The following is a 19343-nucleotide window of genomic DNA, read 5'->3' as shown; positions in this document are numbered from 1 at the left end:
TAACTTTTCAACTTTACAGAAAACTAAGTACAGCCCAGCTCAAATTAAAGAGTAAGCCGTAACGTGATGCTACGGCTTACTATTTAATTTGAGCTACCTACTATTTCTTTCCAGGCGGATATTGCTCTAAAATTTTCACGACAAAATTCTTGATGTTCTCGTCTTTTTCATTGGTGTCTTTGGTCAGATAACCCGTTCCGACGCCTTGCCAGATGAGTTCTTTGTTTTTGGCGTCGATCAGGTCAATGGTCAAAATACCTTCCGTGGTCGTGTACAGTGAGGTGTTGTATCCCCAACCCGGGCCCCAGCCCCAACCCCAACCATAGCCGTAACCGGCGTAGAATTGATTGACGTTGTAGTTCTTTTCGGCCTTCGCGTTGATGTTGACCAGTAAATCGGGCGTATCGCTTTTGGTGAAACCTTTGCCCAACATCACTTCATCGATCGAGCGCAGGATCCTTTTTTTGTCTAGGTCAGAAATCTCGACTTTATCGATACCGGTTTTGTAGTAAGCGAAAGTTTTGTATTGCGTAAAGTCGGCTTTTTTGTCGTAGTCAGTATTCACATGAACCGAAGCGCAGGAAACCAGGAACAAAAATGCCAGCGGTAATAATTTTATTGTTTTCATTTGAAGGAATTTAAAACGTTAGATTTCAGGCCACTCAAAATTAATGAAAACCTTGAAGCGGTCGCAGACTTTCTAAATTGTTTAACAATCCGTCAAAACGAAAATTGAAATCTATTGTCCCAGCAATGTATCGTCTACCAGATTCGGCAAAGTCACTTTGAGCAAAGGCTCGGCTTCCATAGCGCGTTTAATAGCGAATAAAGCGCCGTCGTTTCTGGCCCAGCTTCTTCGTGAAATTCCATTATTGACATCCCAGAACAGCATTGATTTTAGACGTCTGGATGCATCGGCAGAACCGTCGAGTAACATTCCAAAACCGCCGTTAATCACTTCACCCCAACCAACACCGCCGCCGTTGTGGATCGAAACCCAAGTAGCCCCGCGGAAACTATCGCCAATCACGTTATGAATGGCCATATCGGCGGTAAATCTCGAACCATCGTAAATGTTGGAAGTTTCTCGGTAAGGAGAATCTGTTCCCGAAACGTCGTGATGGTCGCGGCCTAAAACCACCGGGCCAATTTCGCCTTTGGCAATGGCTTGGTTGAACGCTTCGGCAATTTTCATTCTTCCGTCGGCATCGGCATATAAAATCCGGGCTTGAGAGCCTACAACTAATTTGTTCTGTTGTGCGCCTTTGATCCATTGGATGTTGTCTTGCATTTGCTGCTGGATTTCCTCGGGTGCGGTTTTCGCCATTTCTTCTAAAACAGCACAGGCGATATCGTCGGTTTTTTGCAAATCTTCAGGTTTTCCCGAGGTACAAACCCAGCGGAACGGACCAAATCCGTAATCGAAACACATTGGCCCCATAATATCTTGCACATAACTCGGATATTTAAATTCGCGCCCCAAGGTCGGATGGTCCGACATGACATCGGCTCCGGCGCGGGAAGCTTCCAGCAAAAAGGCGTTTCCGTAGTCAAAAAAGTAAGTGCCTTTAGCGGTGTGTTTATTGATCGCGATGGCGTGGCGGCGCAGTGTTTTCTGTACTTCTTCACGGAATTTTTCGGGTTCAGTGGCCATGAGTTCGTTGGACTGTTCAAAACTGTAACCGATTGGGTAATAACCGCCCGCCCAAGGATTGTGCAAGGAAGTTTGGTCTGAACCTAAATCGATGTGGAGGTTTTCGGCATCGAAGCGTTCCCATACCTCGACGATGTTGCCCAAATAGGCAATCGATACGACTTCTTTGTTTTCTTGTGCTTTGCGAACGCGCGCTACGAGCAGGTTAATATCTTCCACAATTTCGTGAATCCAGCCTTGTTCGTGACGGATGCGCGTGATTTTCGGATTGACCTCGGCGCAAACGGTCACGCAACCGGCAATCGTTCCGGCTTTGGGTTGAGCACCGCTCATGCCGCCTAATCCGGAAGTGACAAATAGGCTACCCGACGGATTTTTTTTGATTTTGCGGAAACCGTTCAAAACCGTAATCGTTGTGCCGTGAACAATGCCTTGCGGGCCGATGTACATATAGCTCCCGGCGGTCATTTGTCCGTATTGTGATACGCCGAGCGCGTTGAATTTTTCCCAATCGTCGGGTTTGGAATAATTCGGTATCATCATTCCATTGGTGACCACAACTCTCGGTGCGTCTTTGTGCGACGGGAATAAGCCCATCGGATGACCCGAATACATCACCAAAGTTTGCTCGTCGGTCATTTCCGAAAGGTATTTCATCGTGAGCAGGTATTGCGCCCAATTCTGGAACACCGCGCCGTTCCCGCCATAAGTAATGAGTTCGTGCGGATGTTGCGCCACGGCATGATCGAGGTTGTTCTGGATCATGAGCATGATGGCTTTGGCCTGCTCTGATTTTCCGGGATATTCTGAAATCGGGCGTGCGTAGATTTTATAATCGGGATGGAAACGGTACATGTAAATGCGACCGTAGGTTTCGAGTTCTTGTTTGAATTCTGGAAGCAAAGTCGCGTGGTGTTGCGGCTCGAAATACCGTAAGGCGTTGCGAAGCGCGAGTTTTTTTTCTTCCTCGGTCAGGATTTCCTTGCGTTTGGGCGCGTGGTTGACCGCGGTGTCGTAGGGTTTGGGTTGTGGGAGAGTGCTTGGGATGCCTTGTTGTATTTGTTGTTGGAAAGTCATTTTTTTATGTTGAATGTTGTATGTGGTTAGTGGATTGACTGAATTTGAGTCGCTAATTTAAGAGATTTTTCTGGTTTTGGAAATAGCCGCGTTAGGGATTGCAGCGGCAGCCCGGAGCCTGCGAGGACTAGAGCGGAAAGCCCGGCCGATAGGCAACGCCCCACTAAAAACCTTTACTTTTATCGAAGCCATACGGGCAATGGCGACAGCCACTTTTGCAGCAATAGCCACGCTTGAGGTGGTATTTTTCGGTGAAACACTTGTAGCCTTCGGGCGTGAAGTAGAAATCTTCGCCCGGGATGGGTTTATTTTCGTTATTTTGTTCTGGCATGATGCAAAGCTATGAATATGTTGCTTATCGTTACAAAATTTTTGGTGCCGAAAGGCTATCGCGGGATGACGGTTTTTCCGTTCGTTTTGGTACGTGAAAAGAAAGTGGATGATTTTGTCGTGTTGCTGAACCACGAACGGATTCATTTGAGACAACAGTTGGAGTTGCTGGTGCTGCCTTTTTTTGTATGGTATGCATTGGAATTTTTGGTGCAATTAATCCGCTACCGAGATAGGAGTAGCGCTTATCGGAACATTATTTTTGAGCGCGAGGCCTATGCCAAAGAAAAAGACCTTGACTATTTAAAATCAAGGCCTTTATGGAATTTTTTAAAGTATTTTAGTTAAGGTTTTGTAGGGCTGGTGGCAAATATTCTTTTGGCCTCTTTGGTTTCGTAATCGTCAGGAACACGTTCGAATCGCGTATCGGCATTTTTGGAAATGCGGCCGTCGGGAAGCACTTCATCGGCGCGGTTGCCTACAATCCGGTACTGGAATTTGGCGTTGCTTTGGCCTTTTGCCAGTTCGACTACATCAAAAGAGTTTCCGGTTTTATTGGTGACATAGACGCCATTACATTCGTCTTCCAATTGAATAAAAACACGCAAGGGATGCTTCTCGTTCACAGTAATATTCTTAGCGATAATCGGATCGATTTCTATATGGACGCGGCCGTTTACAAGTTGGCCTTGCCCGTAATCTTCAAAGTAAATTTCAGGTGCTTCGGTGCAATGTAAGGTGACTTTTTCATCGTTGAGGCCTTTGGCGATGGTAGAAACCGTTCCAGTACCAAAGATCTTGTATTGGGTAGCGCCGTTCCAATAATTAACTCTGACGATATTTCCGAAGTTGTTGCTGTAAAGGCATTCTGAAACTCCGGCGGTAGTAGTCCTGGCATAAACTCCGGTGTTGTACCCTGTGAAAGCGCCTCCACTTCCGGTGGTGAGATATTGGGCAGCGACATTCTGGCCGGCGCCCACAGTGCCAGTTCCGGCTGCATTGCCGTTGTATCCAAAAATAGAGAAGCCGTTGGATTGTGATGTTTGACCGTATATTCCATCGCCGACGTCGGTTCCCGAAGCACCAAAATTAATTCCCGAGATGGCTTGGCCTGCCGGATTAAGTTGTTCGCCGCGTACCGCATCACTATTGCTTTGATTGGTTTGGCCAGCAATCCCGTACCCACCGGTTCCGGTTCCCAAAGCAGCAGTGTTGAAACCCCATAAGGCGGCATTGGTTCCTGAAGACGAAGTAGAATGGATTGTTCTTCCGGTGGAAGTTACATCGAGGGCGTAATTGGCCGTGTTTTTTCCGATGGCTACGTTTCCGGTATGGAACATATTGTCGGTAATCGCATCTGGAGCCAGAGTACTGCCTACTTCATACCAGTCGTGGTCTTGGATGGCTGAGGCATTTTGCCAGCTCACGGTTCCGGTTCCGTTAGTGACCATAATCTGGTTGTTGGTGCCACGGGAGGCGGGCAAAGTGTAGGTATTGCCGGTAGTGGTTCCGATGCCGACATTACCCAAGAAATAACCTGCGAAATTGGTGGCTCCGGGTTTGAGCGCTTCAGAGTAAATACCGTAATGGGTTCCGCCCGCAGTAGTATTAATGATGGAATAGAGCCCCATTTTCGTGCCTGTTCCGGCACCGCTTAAACTAGACACCACACCATAATGCGAATTACCGCCTGAATTTGAAATTTCGTTGTAAAGGCCTGTTTGTATACCCGTTCCAGATCCTGTTAACAAGTTGTAGCCCCCGAATTGGTTTCCTCCACCGGAGAGCTCGTTGCGAATACCATATTTCAAGCCGGCTCCGGACCCAGTCATTGAAGAAAAAATGCCATAATTGGTTCCTGAAGTACTACTGGTGACGATGTTGTTGAAACCAAATACATTTCCGGTTCCGGAAGTACTTATTGTGGAGGAAAAGCCACTGTTTCCCGCACTGCTGTTCCCCGACAAGATTGACCTGTATCCAGCCCCGATACCATTTCCATCATTGGTAATAGTTGAAAAATATCCTGTTTTGGTGCCTGTAGGCGATGAGGCAGATAAAGTTACGACGTGGCCACTGTGATTTCCGCCTCCGGTATTATTTACTGTAATGTTTGCGCCAATTTGGTCGCCGGTTCCTGTGCCTGACAAAATGGTATTGGATCCGTAATGAGCGCCGGAGCCGCTATTGGTCACGTTGTTTTCGGTTCCAATGATGATGCCTGAACCATTTCCAATAAAGTTATTGCTTGTGCCTGAGTGTAACCCAGCGGTATTCGCCGTGATACTGTTATAAGTTCCATATTGCAAAGTAGAAGCTGTGCCTCCTAAATAATTATAAGTGCCACAATGCGTTCCGCTACCAGAGTTAGGAATATTGTTGAATGTTCCGTAATGAAAGCCACTACCGGAACTTAAAATATTATTGCTAATTCCATAATAAGTATCGGTAGAAGTTCCATTGAGGGTATTATTGATGCCGTTTTTAGTGGTTCCTGAGGTGTTGCTGTTCACTAAGTTATTGATTCCCGTGGGCAATGCAGAAGTTTCAATATCTAAAGGATAATCTGCAGTATTTTTTCCGATAGCGACATTTCCGGTGTGAAACATATCGTCAGTAATGGCGTTTGGCGCCGTCAATGCGCCTTCTTCATACCAATCGTGGTCGCTGTTGGCTGTGGATGTGATGCCGATCCAATCGCTTGAAGTATTGTCCCAATAATAAAAACCGATTGGTTTCGCATTGCCGGAGAAAACCGTCGCTGTAGTGAGGTAAACCAACATGCTTTGCTGGTCTGCGCCTGGGTTCGTAGCCGGGAAGGCATCGATTTTAGGAATCAGGATTCCGTCGGTATTGGCTGGTGTAGCTTGGTTGCTGGAACGGATGTCGAGTTGGCTGAAGGGTGTGGTGGTGCCAATTCCTACCTGAGCCCATAGTGGGGTTCCAGCATTTAAAAGTAAGACAAGAGTCAACAAGAGGTAAATTTTTTTTCTCACAAGGCATTTAGCATTAAGTCATTGAAAAATAAAATTAAGTAACGGGAGGCTTTTTTTAAACTTTTCATCGACGAATAACCGTTAAACTCGACGAGCGTCGGAAAGCGGATATTTTCTGAAAAAGTTTCGTTTTTTTTCAAAATATCTTTTTTACTTTTATCCACTAAATTTATGGAAATGAGAAAGTTTACCCACTGCTGTGGTTTGTTTTTGTTTTTGTTGGCTTGTCAAAATAACTGGGCGCAACTCTATGTAAACAACAATTATGTTTATGTGGCTGATAAGTATTTGTATGTGAAACAAGACGTGAATCTTCAGAGTAGCGGCAATCTTTATTTGAGAAATGAATCGCAGTTACTTCAAGCTAAAAGTGGAAGTTCGAGCAACTCAGGCAGTGGTAAATTGTCGGTTTTTCAGGAAGGCAATGCCACGCCTTACACTTATAATTATTGGTGTTCGCCTGTAGGAAATACGTTGTTGGCTTCAGGAAATGAAAGTTTCGGGATTACGCAATTGCACCAGCCCATTTCAGCCATATCGAGTAACCCAGCAACCATGCTTCCAATGAATTCCTACAACGGAATCGCGAATCCTTTAAGTATCTCTCAAGGCTGGATTTTTAAGTTTTTATCCTCTTCGTTGTATTCGCAGTGGTTTGGAGTGTATGGTGCTAGTACCATCAATCCGGGAGAAGGTTTTACTATGAAAGGCACCGCAGGTACTGATGCTAGTTTTGCTGATGCTGGCGTGAACAACAACCCGGGAAACAAACAACGTTATGATTTTCGTGGTCGTCCGAACGATGGCGATATTACCATCAATTTGGCTACTGGTATGCGCACTTTAACCGGAAATCCTTATCCTTCGGCCATTGATTTAAAAGCTTTTCTTCTATCAGCTACCAATTCTACTGGTGTAGCTTATTTCTGGGAACAAGACCAAAGTGTTAATTCACATGTTTTGGCAGCATACAAAGGCGGTTACGGAACTTATTCACCTGTAGGCGGTCCGGTGGTTGGGCCATATGGTAATATGGGCGTCTATACTCCGGCTGTTTTTTATGCTTATGACGGTGCAGGCACGCAATTGGGCAGTGTGGGCAGTGGCAGTAATTATGAAAGACGTTTTTGCCCCATTGGTCAAGGTTTTATGCTCGAAGGTTCGGCAACCGGAACCGTAACAATGACTAATAATTTCAGAGTGTATCAGAAAGAAGGTGCAGCAAATTATTCTCAATTCAATAGAGTTGCGGCTCCAAGTAGATTGAATTCAGAAGCAAGTGAGTTTCTGCCTGAGATTCCTAATGTTGCCGGACTTGATTATTCTACAGTGAGCACGAAACCGATTCCGCAAATCCAACTCAATGCTTTGTTGAACAATCAGGCCATCAGACAAGTAGCATTGGCTTTTCATCCGGCTGCAACTGACGGAGCCGATTTTGCCATGGATGCCAAGTCGCCCGACACCAGCAGCGATTTAGATATGTATTTTCTAGTGGATAATGCTCCTTACGTCATCGATGTCATTGATTTTGAAATCAACAAACGCATTCCGATTGGTTTTAAAAATGCGGTTCCGGCTAATTTCCGTTTGAAAGTAGGTGGAATCATCAACTTCGAAGGTACACAAAACGTGTATGTTCACGATAAGAATACCGATATTTATCACGATATCGTCAACGGTGAATTCGAAGCCAATTTGCCAGCAGGTTCGAACGAATCGCAATATGAAATTACTTTTGTCAATGCTGCCCTGAGTATTCCGACTTTGGCCGCCGACAGTTTTCAAGTCTTGCAAAATAACACCACGCAAACCCTTACTGTTGCGAATCCGAATCGTTTAGAGATCAAATCGATCAGCTTGTATGATATCACCGGAAAATTGGTTTTTGCCGACGATAAGCCTATAGTGAAAGATCAATACCAACTTTCGACTTCGGCCTACAGCGATGCGATGTATATCGTAAAGATTATCACTAAAAACAATCAGGATTTTGGCAAGAAAATTCAAGTTTATAATGGTCGTTAAGCCTTGCTCGTAGCAATTCCCAACCAATTTATCGAAACTTTTTCAGAGGTTCGTCTCGCCGTTAAACGTGAAGATTTGATTCATCCGCTGATTTCCGGTAATAAATTTCGCAAACTCAAATACAATCTAATTCAGGCCGAAGTAGAAGGCCAGCAACAACTGCTCACTTTTGGCGGCGCTTTTTCTAACCATATCGCTGCCGTTGCTGCCGTTGGAAAACTTCGAGGCTTTAAAACCGTCGGAGTGATTCGAGGTGAAGAATTGGCGATGCAAATCGATCAAAACCCAACATTGCGTTTGGCGCGTGATTCAGGAATGCAACTTAAGTTCATCTCACGTGAAGCGTATCGAAACAAAACTTCACCAGAATTCATTACGCAACTCAAACAAGAATTTGGTGATTTTTATCTTGTTCCTGAAGGCGGTACGAACCATATGGCGGTAAAAGGTTGTCAGGAAATACTTCTGCCAGCCGATGCTGAGTTTGATTTTATTTGCTGCGCGGTCGGTACTGGCGGCACGATTTCAGGTCTGATCAATAGTGCGTTTCCCCATCAAAAGGTCATCGGGTTTCCTGCGCTTAAAGGTGATTTTTTAACAGAAGAAATTCGTAAGTTTGCCGCAGCCGACAACTGGGAATTGATTCTGGACTATCATTTTGGCGGATATGGTAAAGTCAGTACAGCGCTGATTCATTTCATTAATGATTTTTATTTGAAAACCCACATCCCGCTAGATCCGATTTATACTGGAAAGCTGGTTTTTGGCGTTTTGGATTTAGTTCGAAAGAAATATTTCCCCGAAGGTTCCAAGATTTTGATAATACACACCGGCGGATTGCAGGGTATCGAAGGAATGAACCTTAGGCTACAAAACAAACAATCACCTTTACTGATTACCAATGTATAAACGCATCTTGCTTTTGGTTTTTCTGCTGTTGCTTGCGGCGTGCAACTCCACGCAAACAGTGGTTAGAACTACCAAACCCACTTATCGCAAACCGGCCCCGAAAGTAGCCACCACTACAAAAAAACCTGCGCCTGCCAAACCACTTCCCAAAAAGACAACACCTTCTAAAACGACGGTCTCTAAAAACAGCCCGACACCTTCCAAATCGGCTAAACCTGTGGCGGCTAAAACCAATCCGGTAGTAGTGACGACAAAGAAAGAAGAGGAGCCAATCAAACAAAGCAATACCACCACAGAATTGCAAAAAATTGAAGAAAAGTACGAGGCGGCCAAAGAAGAAAACAAATCTACCGGCAACGCTGAAGTCTACTCTAAAAACGAGATCCTCGAAGCCACGACTCGCGTGAAAGTGACTACCGCAATGGTGTTCGATTATATTGCTACGTACCGTGAAATCGCCAAAAGTAATATGCGTCAATTCGGTATTCCGGCCAGTATCATTCTCGGGCAAGGCATTCTAGAATCAGGCGCAGGCACCGGGCCACTGAGTATACTTGCGAACAACCATTTCGGCATCAAATGCCACAAAGATTGGAACGGTCCAAGTATTCGCTATGACGATGATGAAGCGCAAGAGTGTTTTCGAAAGTACGACCAGTCGATGGAGTCGTTTCAAGACCATTCTCAGTTTTTGTTAGGGCGCAAATGGTATGAGCCGCTGTTTCAACTCGAAAAGGACGACTATAAACAGTGGGCCAGAGGTTTGAAAAACGCAGGTTATGCTACAGATCCTAAATACCCGGAGAAACTCATCGCCATTATTGAGCGTTACCAACTCTACCAATACGATGCAGAAGTTTTGGGTAAACCGTTCACGCCCGTGAATTTTAGCAACCAACAGTTGGCACCCAGCGCCGATTTGTATCAAGTGAGTCAAGGTGATACGCTCTACTCGATTTCCAAGAAATTCAACATTTCGGTCGACGAACTCAAGAGAATGAACAACATTCAAGACAACGCCATTTCCATCGGACAAAACATTAAAGTAAAATAAAATGCTATACCAAAGAAGCAGTCAGCTATTTGTCGAGGCTGAAAAAGTGATTCCTGGCGGTGTGAATTCACCTGTGCGCGCGTTTAAAGCCGTAGGAGGAACACCAATTTTTATTAAGAGTGCCAAAGGAGCCTATTTAACAGATGAAGACGGAAACCGTTACATCGATTACATTAATTCTTGGGGGCCGATGATTCTTGGTCATGCTTACGAACCGGTTGTTAAAGCCATCATCGACCGTACGCAACTCGGAACCTCATTCGGGACGCCTACAGCACTGGAAACAGAAATTGCTGCCTTAGCGATTTCGATGGTGCCGAATATCGATAAAATCCGATTTGTGAATTCAGGAACAGAAGCTTGTATGAGTGCGATTCGTTTGGCCCGCGGATTTACCAAAAAGGACAAAATCATCAAATTCGCAGGCTGTTATCACGGACATTCTGATTCGTTCTTGATTCAGGCCGGAAGTGGCGCTAGCACTTTTGGAACACCCAACAGCCCGGGAGTGACTTCTGGAACCGCAAAAGATACTTTATTAGCGTGCTATAACGACTTGAATAACGTTTCGGAGTTGATTGCTGCCAATCCAAACGAAATTGCCGCCATTATCGTAGAACCGGTGCCCGGAAATATGGGCTGTATTGTTCCAAAAGCGGGATTTTTGCATGGTTTGAGAAAGCTGTGTACCGAAAACAATATTTTATTGATTTTTGATGAAGTCATGACTGGTTTCAGATTGGCCAAAGGTGGCGTTCAGGAATTGTATAACATTCAAGCCGATATCGTCACTTTTGGAAAAGTCATAGGTGGTGGATTGCCGGTAGGTGCTTTTGCTGCCCGAGCTGAAATCATGAACCACTTGGCTCCGCTTGGGCCGGTATATCAAGCCGGAACATTATCGGGAAATCCGCTCGCGATGGCAGCCGGTTACGCAATGCTTAAAGCAATTAATGAAGATGCGGGTCTATTTCAAAGGCTGGAAGAAAAGACGGCTTACCTTGAAAATGGTATTCGTGAAGCATTAACTGAGGCCAACCTTGATCACACCATCAACAGAGTGGGTTCTATGATTTCTGTGCATTTTGATGCGGAGCAGGTGACTGATTTTCAAAGCGCCGCCAAAGGAGATAACGCTCGGTTCAAGCAGTTCTTTCACGGTTTGTTGCAAGAAGGTATTTACATCGCACCGTCGGCATATGAAACTTGGTTCATTACTGATGCATTGACCTATGAAGATTTAGATGCTACCATTGCAGCCGTAAGAAAAGTTGCTGCTAGTTTATAAAAACAAAAAGCCCGCTAAACATAGCGGGCTTTTTGTTATTGATTTGATTACTAATTTGTAAGCTTCTTCAACAAAGCAGGATCTTTCATCAAGGTTTCTTTTTGTTCTTTGGTCAAGGCGCTCAACAGTTTTCTTTCATATTGCTTCAGCGCATTTACTTTTTGTTCTGGTGTTAGCTTCGTGTCTGCTTTGGCATCGTGCTTCATGACCATTAAAGTGGTTAAGTCTTTTTTTAAGGTCTCAGACAAAGTTACTTTTGCGGCTAGGGCAGTGATGTCTTTCTGAGCGGCATCTTGACTTGATACTTTTTTATCTTGAGCGTTGGCACTCACTGTGAAGGCCAATACCATTGTTAGAACTGCAATGATTTTTTTCATAATAATTGTTGGATTTAAAATAGCAACCAAATCTAATTTTAATTTTCCAAACCTCAAAATTTACACCCGATTATTCCTGAGATTTTTTCTCGCGTCTTTTTTCCATGCGCTCTTGCAGGTGTTCGCGCTTTTCTTTTTTCATCGACTCCCATTTTTCAAATTGAGCTGGGCTGAGTACTTTTTTCAGTTGGGTTTTGAGTTCGGCTTGGTCGTCTAGTTTTTGGTTTTGTCTGGCGAATTTTTCATCGGCGGTCGGTTTGGTGCCTTTTTCTTTTTGGGCCATGCGCTCGGCTCTCATCTTTTCTCTTTTTTCACTTTGCTGGGCAATGATTTTTCCAACTTCTTTTTGTTGGGCATCGTTCAGGTCTAGTTCGTTGGTGAGCCTTTTAAGCATCAGTTGGTTTCTTTGCTCAGGCGACATTCTTTCGATATCGGCTCCTTTTCTGTCTTTTTTACTTTCTTGTGCGTAGGCCGAGATTCCTACAGCCAACAACGCGATTAACGCTAGTTTTTTCATAATGATGTTTTTTTAAAATGAAACGCTATGACAAGCAGCCCCGAAGATAGTTTAAACCCTAGGAAATTTTATTTGTTTTTAACAAAACAAAAACAGTTTTGATTTCGTAAATTCGCTGCGTGAAAAATTTAGTAGTTCTCATAGCTTTGGCATTATTTCTTAAGCCGGTTTTCCCGGTGATGGAATACGTCCTGAATTATGACTACATCACTAAAACCCTTTGCGTGAACAAAGCCAAACCACAAATGCATTGTAATGGTAAATGCCATTTAATGAAAGAACTAGCCAAGGCAGCCGAGGCAGAGAAACCACTTTCTTCCGACAAAAAAGACCACGCTAAATCAGCTATCGAAGAATTGTTTTTTCAAGACATTACACCACTTACACCTAGCTTTATTTACTCAGCAAATACAAAAGTTGCCAAAACTTCTTATCGCAACTTATACTGCTATCAATTTGACGGCGCTATTTTTCATCCGCCCACTTTTAATGCGTAATTGAAACCTTTTGTTGGCCACTTGATTGAGGCCAACCGGATATTTGTATCCAAAAAACCAATCCGCTTTTTAAAGGCAGGATATTCTATTCACGCATTAAATTTAAAACCAAATGAAAAAAATATTTTTGGCTGTTTTGGCCATATCTACTATTGCCCTTACTTCTTGTTCTAACGATAGCAAAGACGATACAACAGCTACCGGAAACGGAAGTTTGAAACTTGAATTCGACAACGTATACGGCGCGGCTGATTTAGCACTCAACACCGAATATACTAACTCTAACGGAGAGAAAGTAAAACCTAATAACGTGATTTACATCATCAGCAATGTCGTGCTTACAAAAGCAGATGGTTCCACTTACACGGTTCCAAAAAGCAGCAGCTACTTCTTTGTGAACGAAACAGATGAGGCTAGCACACTGATTACTTTGCCTAACATTCCGGCCGGAGATTACACTAAAGTCAAGTTCGGTATCGGCGTAGATCAAGCGCAATACGATGCCGGTGCAGACGGACAAGGCGACCTATGGACCACCGCTGCATTGCCTAGTTTAGGAATGACTTGGTCTTGGGCTTCAGGCTACAAGTTCGTGAAGTTCGAAGGAACAGTAACCTCTACAACGCATACCGACGCGCCTTATAAAGTACATACCGGAAAAACAGGAAGCATTTACAATTATGCCGAGGCTACTCTTGATTTTCCAAACAATGCTTTGGTTAGAACCAACATTACGCCACAGGTTCATATTATGGCCGATGTGAAAAAAATCATCGATGGCACTACCGTCATTAACTTTGAAGAAGGTCTAGATGTGATGGGCGGTACCAAAGTGCAGCAAATCATGGCCAATAATGTACCCACTATGTTCGAAGCACATCACGTGCATAACGACTAATTCGATCAGGAGCTGATTCCTGCTTTTCACTACAAGTCCTCGTCTCAAAAGTGGTCGGTGCAGGGCGCTGTTGGCTTCCGTTGGTCGCCACCACCACCTCTTGCCGTCACGTTTTTGAGACTCCGGGCTTTTCATTACAATCAGGGCTAATTTGGGCTAGAAGTCCCAAAGCATAAAATCCTAAAATGAAAAAAATACTTTTATTGACTGCCTTTCTGGCCATAGCCGGATGCAGTTCAGACGATGATACCGAGTATCAGAATCTACCCATTGACTATCAAGTGCCGTCTAACTTTCCGCCTTTGGTCTATGACTTGAGTCGCAATCCGCTCACCGAAAAAGGTTTTGAACTCGGAAAGAAAATATTCTACGATGGCCGGCTTTCTTCAGACGGAACTATTTCTTGCGGTTTTTGCCACATACAAAGCGATGCCTTTACCCATCACGGGCACACTTTTAGTCATGGCGTAAACGACGCTTCAGGAACCCGGAATGCACCGCCGGTACAAAACATGGCTTACCAATCTCAGTTCTTCTGGGATGGCGCTTCAGATCATATCGAAATGCTGTCTATGGCGCCCATTTCTTCCGAGATAGAAATGAATGGCAATATCATCGATATCATCAATATGATGAAGAATGATGCCAAGTACAAGCAACTTTACCAGCAAGCTTTTCCCAACGCGCCTATTGATGCCGAACACCTACTCAAGGCTTTGGGGCAATTCATGACGGTGCTTACTTCGTCTAATTCCCGTTTTGATAAATATCGCAGAGGCGAAACAGGTGGTGCTCTTACTGTAGCCGAATTAGCAGGTTATTCGCTTTTCAATGCCAAATGCGCGACGTGTCATGCCACAGATTTATTTACAGACAACACTTTCAGAAACAACGGGCTTACGATTAATCCGCAAATTAATGATGTGGGGCGGTACCGTGTGACGCAAATCCCACAAGACAAGTTCAAGTTCAAGGTGCCGAGCTTGCGCAATATTGAGAAAACGGCGCCTTATATGCACGACGGTAGATTTTTTACGCTCGAAGCAGTGCTAAATCACTACCAGTCTGGTGTCGGTAATACCGAGAATTTAGACCCAATATTGAACACCAATGGCACTTTAGGAATTGCTTTAACCACTGAGGAAAAAGCCAAAATCATTGCGTTTTTAAAAACACTCACTGATGAAGAATTCTTGACTAATCCGAAGTTTTCAGAGTTTTAAAAAGAAGCATTCATGAGAAAAATACTGTTTTTTTTGCTTTTATCAGTGGCGACCCAAGCAGCGGTGAAAGATACCATTGCGAAATACCATTTCAGCCGTTACGCAATTCTTGACGACGATGACGATTGCGATGCCTGCGGCTGTTCGGCCAGTGGCGGCAGCATGGGTTTTGCCTCGATGCTCAATACTAATTTTGTAGGGGTTCGTTACTTGAACCAGCAATACAAAAGTTCAGATGGTTTGTACAGCAACTCTGCTTGGTACACAGAAAACTTTAATACGCTGCAATTGTGGGCCAGAATTCCGGTGCTAAAGAACATTCAAGTTTCGGTGTTGGTTCCGTATCACTTTCATTCGCGCGATACTAAAACCGGGAACCAACGTTTAGAAGGTTTTGGTGATGTGACCGTGTTGGCCATGTACCGCGTTTATCAAACCCATCGCGACAGTACAATTGTCACGCATACTTTGCAATTGGGCGGCGGAATCAAAGCACCAACGGGAAAGTTCAACGAAACCAATTCAGGAAGTTTAAACCCAAGCTTTCAGGCCGGAACCGGAAGTTGGGATTATCTTTTGGCCAGCGAGTATATCTTGCGCAGAAAGCAATTCGGGCTCAACACCACGCTAAACTACATTATGAAATACGAAAATGAACGGGCTTATCGTTTTGGCAACCAATTCAATTATGCAGCGACTTTGTTTTACTTGCATGAGAAAAACAGCTTTTCTATGGCGCCGCAAATCGGTTTGGCTGGAGAAGTTTACGCCAGTAATTTCCAGCACGGCCAAGAGCTTGTGAATACGTCGGGCGATATTTTGTTTAGTAAAATTGGGGTAGAAATGGGTAAAGACAAATGGTCTTTTGGAGTGAATACGATGTTGCCCATCCGTCAAAATTTGGCGGGCGGAAATGTGCAGTCGCAATATCGTTTGGCGGTGAATCTGAATTACAGTTTATAAACACAGATGGCACAGATTACCAAACAATAAAAAAAAGGAACTCAAGTGGGTTCCTTTTTTTTGGTTAACACTAATTACACTAATTTACACGAATTGTGAAGTCTTAGTTCGTGATAATTCGTGTTAGCATTATTATCCTGCGAGTTCGACGGTTTTAAATTCGCCATCGACAACTACTTTGGTCATTCCGTGTTTGGATAAGCCTTTCATTGCCGCATCCCATTTTTTTCCGCTGAGTTCTGATTTGACTTTCAAGGCGGCCAAATCCATTTTGTTGTCGTTGCTTTTTAGCAACGCCACTATGAGTTTTTCTTCGTCGGTAAGCTCAATCTGGACTTGTTTTTTCTCTGGGCGCATTTGCGGGAAAAACAACACTTCTTGAATAGAACTATTGTTGGTCAAATACATCATCAAACGATCCATGCCGATTCCTAAACCGGAAGTTGGTGGCATTCCGTATTCCAAGGCCCTGAGGAAGTCTTCATCGATCAGGCCGTTGGCTTCGTCGTCGCCTTTTTCAGCAAGTTGAATTTGGTGTTCAAATCGCTCGCGTTGGTCAATTGGGTCATTTAGCTCGGAATAAGCATTCGCAATTTCTTTTCCGCAAACCATGAGTTCGAAACGCTCGGTGAGTTCCGGATTGTCGCGGTGTGATTTGCAAAGCGGTGACATTTCTTTCGGATAATCAGTGATGAAAGTCGGTTGGATGTAATTGCCTTCGCATTTCGCACCGAAAATTTCATCAATCAGTTTGCCTTTGCCCATCGTGGCGTCGACTTCGATGCCCATGCCTTTAGCAGCTTCATATAGTTCGGTTTCGGTTTTTCCCGAGATATCGAAACCAGTGAAATGTTTGATCGAATCGGTCATTGTTACGCGGGCATACGGCGCTTTGAAATCGACTTTGTGTTCTCCGAAAGTAACTTCAGTCGTTCCGTTAACAGCCAGCGCGCAATGTTCGAGCAACTGTTCGGTGAAGTTCATCATCCAGTGGTAATCTTTGTAGGCTACGTAGATTTCCATCGCGGTGAATTCGGGGTTGTGCGTGCGGTCCATGCCTTCGTTGCGGAAGTTTTTCGAGAATTCGTAAACGCCTTCGAAACCACCAACAATCAATCTTTTCAGGTAAAGTTCGTTAGCAATACGCATATATAATGGAATGTCGAGCGAATTGTGGTGCGTGACAAACGGACGCGCGGCTGCTCCGCCTGGAATCGGTTGCAAAACCGGAGTTTCTACTTCAAGGTAACCTTTGTTATTGAAAAAAGAGCGCATCGCATTGAACAACTTGGTTCGTTTGATGAACGTTTCTTTTACGTGATCATTTACCGTCAAATCAACATAACGGCGGCGGTATCTTTGTTCGGCATCGGCAAAAGCGTCGTGGGCTTTTCCGTCGGCATCGATTTTCACCACCGGCAATGGGCGCAAAGCTTTTGACAATACTGTGAGTTCTTCAATATGTACGGATACTTCGCCCACTTGGGTTTTGAAGACTTTTCCGCGTACGCCAATGAAATCACCAATGTCGAGTAGTTTTTTGAACACTACATTATACATGGTTTTTTCTTCGTCGTTAGAAATATCGTCGCGCGAAACGTACACCTGAATGCGGCCTTCCGAATCTTTGAGTTCTGCGAAAGAAGCTTTTCCCATGATGCGTTTTCCCATCAAACGGCCGGCAAGTGTTACTTCTTTACCGTCGTATTTTTCGAAGTTTTCAAGGATATCTTTGGAATGGGCAGTGGTGACAAATTCCTTGGCGGGATAAGGTTCGATACCCAAGTTGCGCAATTCGGTAAGTGCTTCTCTGCGGAGTATTTCTTGTTCGGATAAAGCCATGATTTTTTTGGTTTTGAAGCTGCAAATGTAGGCAATAGTTGTATAGTTGACAAGAACGTTTTTTCTAATAGCAGAACAAGAAGCAAGTCGGCGTTTGGATGAAGTGCCCTGATTAGCCCCGATAGCAGCGGCATCCTTTTGCTGCTTTCTTTAAGCAGGAAAAGATAGAGCGGATAGCGGGACATTTGCTCTTATGAAAACAATAGCGCTGCTCCTGAAAATTTAAAACCACATCAGCCCGATTAATTGCGTAAATTTGCGCATGATTTTTTAGCCATGAACAAAACGATTCAACTTCAGGATTTGGGCCTGCGCGATTATAAGCAAGTTTGGGATTTGCAGGAAGCGGCATTTAAGGAAACCGTTGATTTAAAAATACGCAACCGCCGGGAAGAAGCCCAATTGGAAACGCCCAACCATTTTTGGTTTGTGGAGCATCCGCATGTGTATACTTTGGGCAAAAGTGGCGATGAATCGAATATGTTGCTGAATGAAAATCAGCTCGCGGCCAAAGGTGCGACTTATTATAAAATCAACCGGGGCGGCGATATTACCTATCACGGGCCAGGACAGATTGTGGGTTATCCGATCTTGGATTTGGAGAATTTCTTTACTGATATTCATAAGTATTTGCGTTTTCTGGAAGAGGCCATCATTCTTACCTTAAAGGAATACGGTCTGGAATCGAGTCGGAGTGAAGGAGAAACCGGTGTTTGGTTAGATGTAGGAACTCCGTTTGCGCGGAAAATCTGTGCGATGGGCGTTCGGGCCTCGCGTTGGGTAACGATGCACGGCTTTGCTTTGAACGTGAATGTAGATTTGGGTTATTTTGACAATATTATTCCGTGCGGGATTCGCGGCAAGGCAGTAACTTCTTTAAATGTCGAACTTGGTCTGGCGAAAGTAGATGAAGCCGAAGTCAAACAGAAAATATTGAAGCACTTTCGAGTTTTGTTTGAATGTGAGTTTGTTTGAGAATACTATATATTAGGTAAGTATTGAGGTTTGTCTAAAATTCGAACGTTAATTGTTCGGGTAATAAGCGAAAACTCATTCGGTGGTATGGAGTCGGGCCGTATTCTTTGATGGCTTGACGGTGTTCGGGTGTCGGGTAACCTTTGTTTTGCTTCCAATTGTACATTGGGAATTCTTCGTGAATTCGATTCATATATTCGTCTCGGTAGGTTTTGGCCAACACCGAGGCTGCGGCAATGCTCATATATTTTGAATCGCCTTTGACAATGCAACTGTGTGGAATGTGCAAAGGTTTAAAACGGTTGCCGTCTACTATAATATATTGTGGCTCGGGTTTGAGCTTCAAGATACATTCCTGCATGGCTTTGATGGAGGCATTTAGGATATTGATTTGGTCGATAACTGCCGGTTCCAAATGCGTGACGGCAAAACAGAGGGCTTGTTGCTCGATAATGGGCCGTAATTGTTCGCGTTGTTTTTCGGTAAGTTGTTTGGAATCGTTGAGTGTTTCGTTCTGAAAGTCTTCGGGAAGTATCACGGCTGCTGCGGTTACCGGGCCTGCAAGGCAACCCCGTCCGGCTTCATCAGTTCCGGTTTCTAGAACAAAGACTGAGTGTTTCAGTAGCAGCATCTTCTTTTGTGGAAATTTAAAAAAAAGCAGACAAATTTAATCATTTAATTGCTTTTTAATTGGGTAATCTAGAATAACATAAAC

Annotated in this window: 18 protein-coding genes; 10 read left to right on the top strand and 8 right to left on the bottom strand. The window is 44.2% G+C overall.

The genetic code is table 11. The features are described from left to right. Positions 1-100: 100 nt before the first annotated feature. From G4D82_RS00240 to G4D82_RS00230, 3 genes are all read right to left on the bottom strand, one after another. Complete coding sequence (locus G4D82_RS00240; RefSeq protein WP_166333221.1) at positions 101-628, bottom strand: DUF4136 domain-containing protein; 528 nt, start codon at positions 626-628, stop codon at positions 101-103. A gap of 111 nt (positions 629-739) precedes the next feature. After that, positions 740-2731, bottom strand: a complete 1992-nt coding sequence (locus G4D82_RS00235; RefSeq protein ID WP_166333219.1) for a urocanate hydratase — start codon at positions 2729-2731, stop codon at positions 740-742. A gap of 163 nt (positions 2732-2894) precedes the next feature. Continuing rightward, positions 2895-3062, bottom strand: a complete 168-nt coding sequence (locus G4D82_RS00230; RefSeq protein ID WP_166333217.1) for a DUF5522 domain-containing protein — start codon at positions 3060-3062, stop codon at positions 2895-2897. Between the two features lie 20 nt (positions 3063-3082). On the opposite strand from G4D82_RS00230, the gene G4D82_RS00225 reads away from it, so the two are divergent. Further along, on the top strand, positions 3083-3409 hold the full coding sequence (locus G4D82_RS00225) for a hypothetical protein (protein WP_166334252.1): 327 nt from the start codon (positions 3083-3085) through the stop codon (positions 3407-3409). Here G4D82_RS00225 and G4D82_RS00220 read toward each other — a convergent pair. Continuing rightward, positions 3406-6057, bottom strand: coding sequence for a beta strand repeat-containing protein (locus tag G4D82_RS00220; protein WP_166333215.1), 2652 nt, complete (start codon positions 6055-6057; stop codon positions 3406-3408). The two genes, G4D82_RS00225 and G4D82_RS00220, sit on opposite strands and share 4 nt — an antisense overlap. 177 nt (positions 6058-6234) lie before the next feature. Between G4D82_RS00220 and G4D82_RS00215 the strand changes: the two genes are divergently transcribed. Genes G4D82_RS00215 through hemL form a run of 4 tightly spaced genes read left to right on the top strand, consistent with a single transcriptional unit; the run spans position 6235 to position 11336 of the window. Then, entirely contained in the window at positions 6235-8085 is a 1851-nt protein-coding gene (locus tag G4D82_RS00215; RefSeq protein WP_166333213.1) for a T9SS type A sorting domain-containing protein, read from the top strand. A 3-nt stretch (positions 8086-8088) separates the two neighbouring features. Next, positions 8089-8994 (top strand): 1-aminocyclopropane-1-carboxylate deaminase/D-cysteine desulfhydrase, encoded by a 906-nt coding sequence (locus tag G4D82_RS00210; RefSeq protein WP_166333210.1) that lies wholly within the window; start codon positions 8089-8091, stop codon positions 8992-8994. Further along, positions 8987-10048 carry a glucosaminidase domain-containing protein gene (locus tag G4D82_RS00205; RefSeq protein ID WP_166333208.1) on the top strand — a complete coding sequence of 354 codons (1062 nt, stop codon included), beginning with the start codon at positions 8987-8989 and terminating at the stop codon, positions 10046-10048. The genes G4D82_RS00210 and G4D82_RS00205 overlap by 8 nt, the downstream gene beginning before the upstream one ends. Position 10049: 1 nt before the next feature. Beyond that, a complete protein-coding gene (gene hemL / locus G4D82_RS00200; RefSeq protein WP_166333206.1) occupies positions 10050-11336 on the top strand; it encodes a glutamate-1-semialdehyde 2,1-aminomutase in 1287 nt (428 codons plus the stop codon). Positions 11337-11386: 50 nt separating this feature from the next. Here hemL and G4D82_RS00195 read toward each other — a convergent pair whose 3' ends face one another. Further along, on the bottom strand, positions 11387-11713 hold the full coding sequence (locus G4D82_RS00195; protein ID WP_166333204.1) for a hypothetical protein: 327 nt from the start codon (positions 11711-11713) through the stop codon (positions 11387-11389). A 70-nt stretch (positions 11714-11783) separates the two neighbouring features. Next, on the bottom strand, positions 11784-12230 hold the full coding sequence (locus tag G4D82_RS00190) for a hypothetical protein (protein WP_166333202.1): 447 nt from the start codon (positions 12228-12230) through the stop codon (positions 11784-11786). 119 nt (positions 12231-12349) lie between these two features. Here G4D82_RS00190 and G4D82_RS00185 point away from each other — a divergent pair, with 119 nt between their 5' ends. From G4D82_RS00185 to G4D82_RS00170, 4 genes are all read left to right on the top strand, one after another. Beyond that, positions 12350-12727 (top strand): hypothetical protein, encoded by a 378-nt coding sequence (locus G4D82_RS00185; RefSeq protein WP_166333200.1) that lies wholly within the window; start codon positions 12350-12352, stop codon positions 12725-12727. A 112-nt stretch (positions 12728-12839) separates the two neighbouring features. Continuing rightward, entirely contained in the window at positions 12840-13625 is a 786-nt protein-coding gene (locus G4D82_RS00180; RefSeq protein WP_166333197.1) for an MbnP family protein, read from the top strand. 185 nt (positions 13626-13810) lie between these two features. Next, positions 13811-14848 carry a cytochrome-c peroxidase gene (locus tag G4D82_RS00175; protein WP_166333195.1) on the top strand — a complete coding sequence of 346 codons (1038 nt, stop codon included), beginning with the start codon at positions 13811-13813 and terminating at the stop codon, positions 14846-14848. A gap of 12 nt (positions 14849-14860) precedes the next feature. Beyond that, positions 14861-15811, top strand: coding sequence for a transporter (locus G4D82_RS00170; protein WP_166333193.1), 951 nt, complete (start codon positions 14861-14863; stop codon positions 15809-15811). Positions 15812-15943: 132 nt separating this feature from the next. On the opposite strand, the gene lysS is transcribed toward G4D82_RS00170, so the two are convergent. Next, positions 15944-17653 carry a lysine--tRNA ligase gene (gene lysS / locus G4D82_RS00165; protein ID WP_166333190.1) on the bottom strand — a complete coding sequence of 570 codons (1710 nt, stop codon included), beginning with the start codon at positions 17651-17653 and terminating at the stop codon, positions 15944-15946. 276 nt (positions 17654-17929) lie between these two features. Between lysS and lipB the strand changes: the two genes are divergently transcribed. Then, on the top strand, positions 17930-18628 hold the full coding sequence (gene lipB / locus G4D82_RS00160) for a lipoyl(octanoyl) transferase LipB (protein WP_166333188.1): 699 nt from the start codon (positions 17930-17932) through the stop codon (positions 18626-18628). Positions 18629-18662: 34 nt separating this feature from the next. On the opposite strand, the gene G4D82_RS00155 is transcribed toward lipB, so the two are convergent. Beyond that, the gene (locus G4D82_RS00155; protein ID WP_166333186.1) at positions 18663-19259 is read right to left on the bottom strand and encodes a ribonuclease HII; all 597 of its coding nucleotides are present in this window, start codon (positions 19257-19259) and stop codon (positions 18663-18665) included. Positions 19260-19343: the final 84 nt, after the last annotated feature.

The organism is Flavobacterium lotistagni, assembly GCF_011392125.1.
Taxonomy (GTDB): Bacteria; Bacteroidota; Bacteroidia; order Flavobacteriales; family Flavobacteriaceae; genus Flavobacterium; species Flavobacterium lotistagni.
This window is presented reverse-complemented; position numbering and strand designations above follow the sequence as displayed.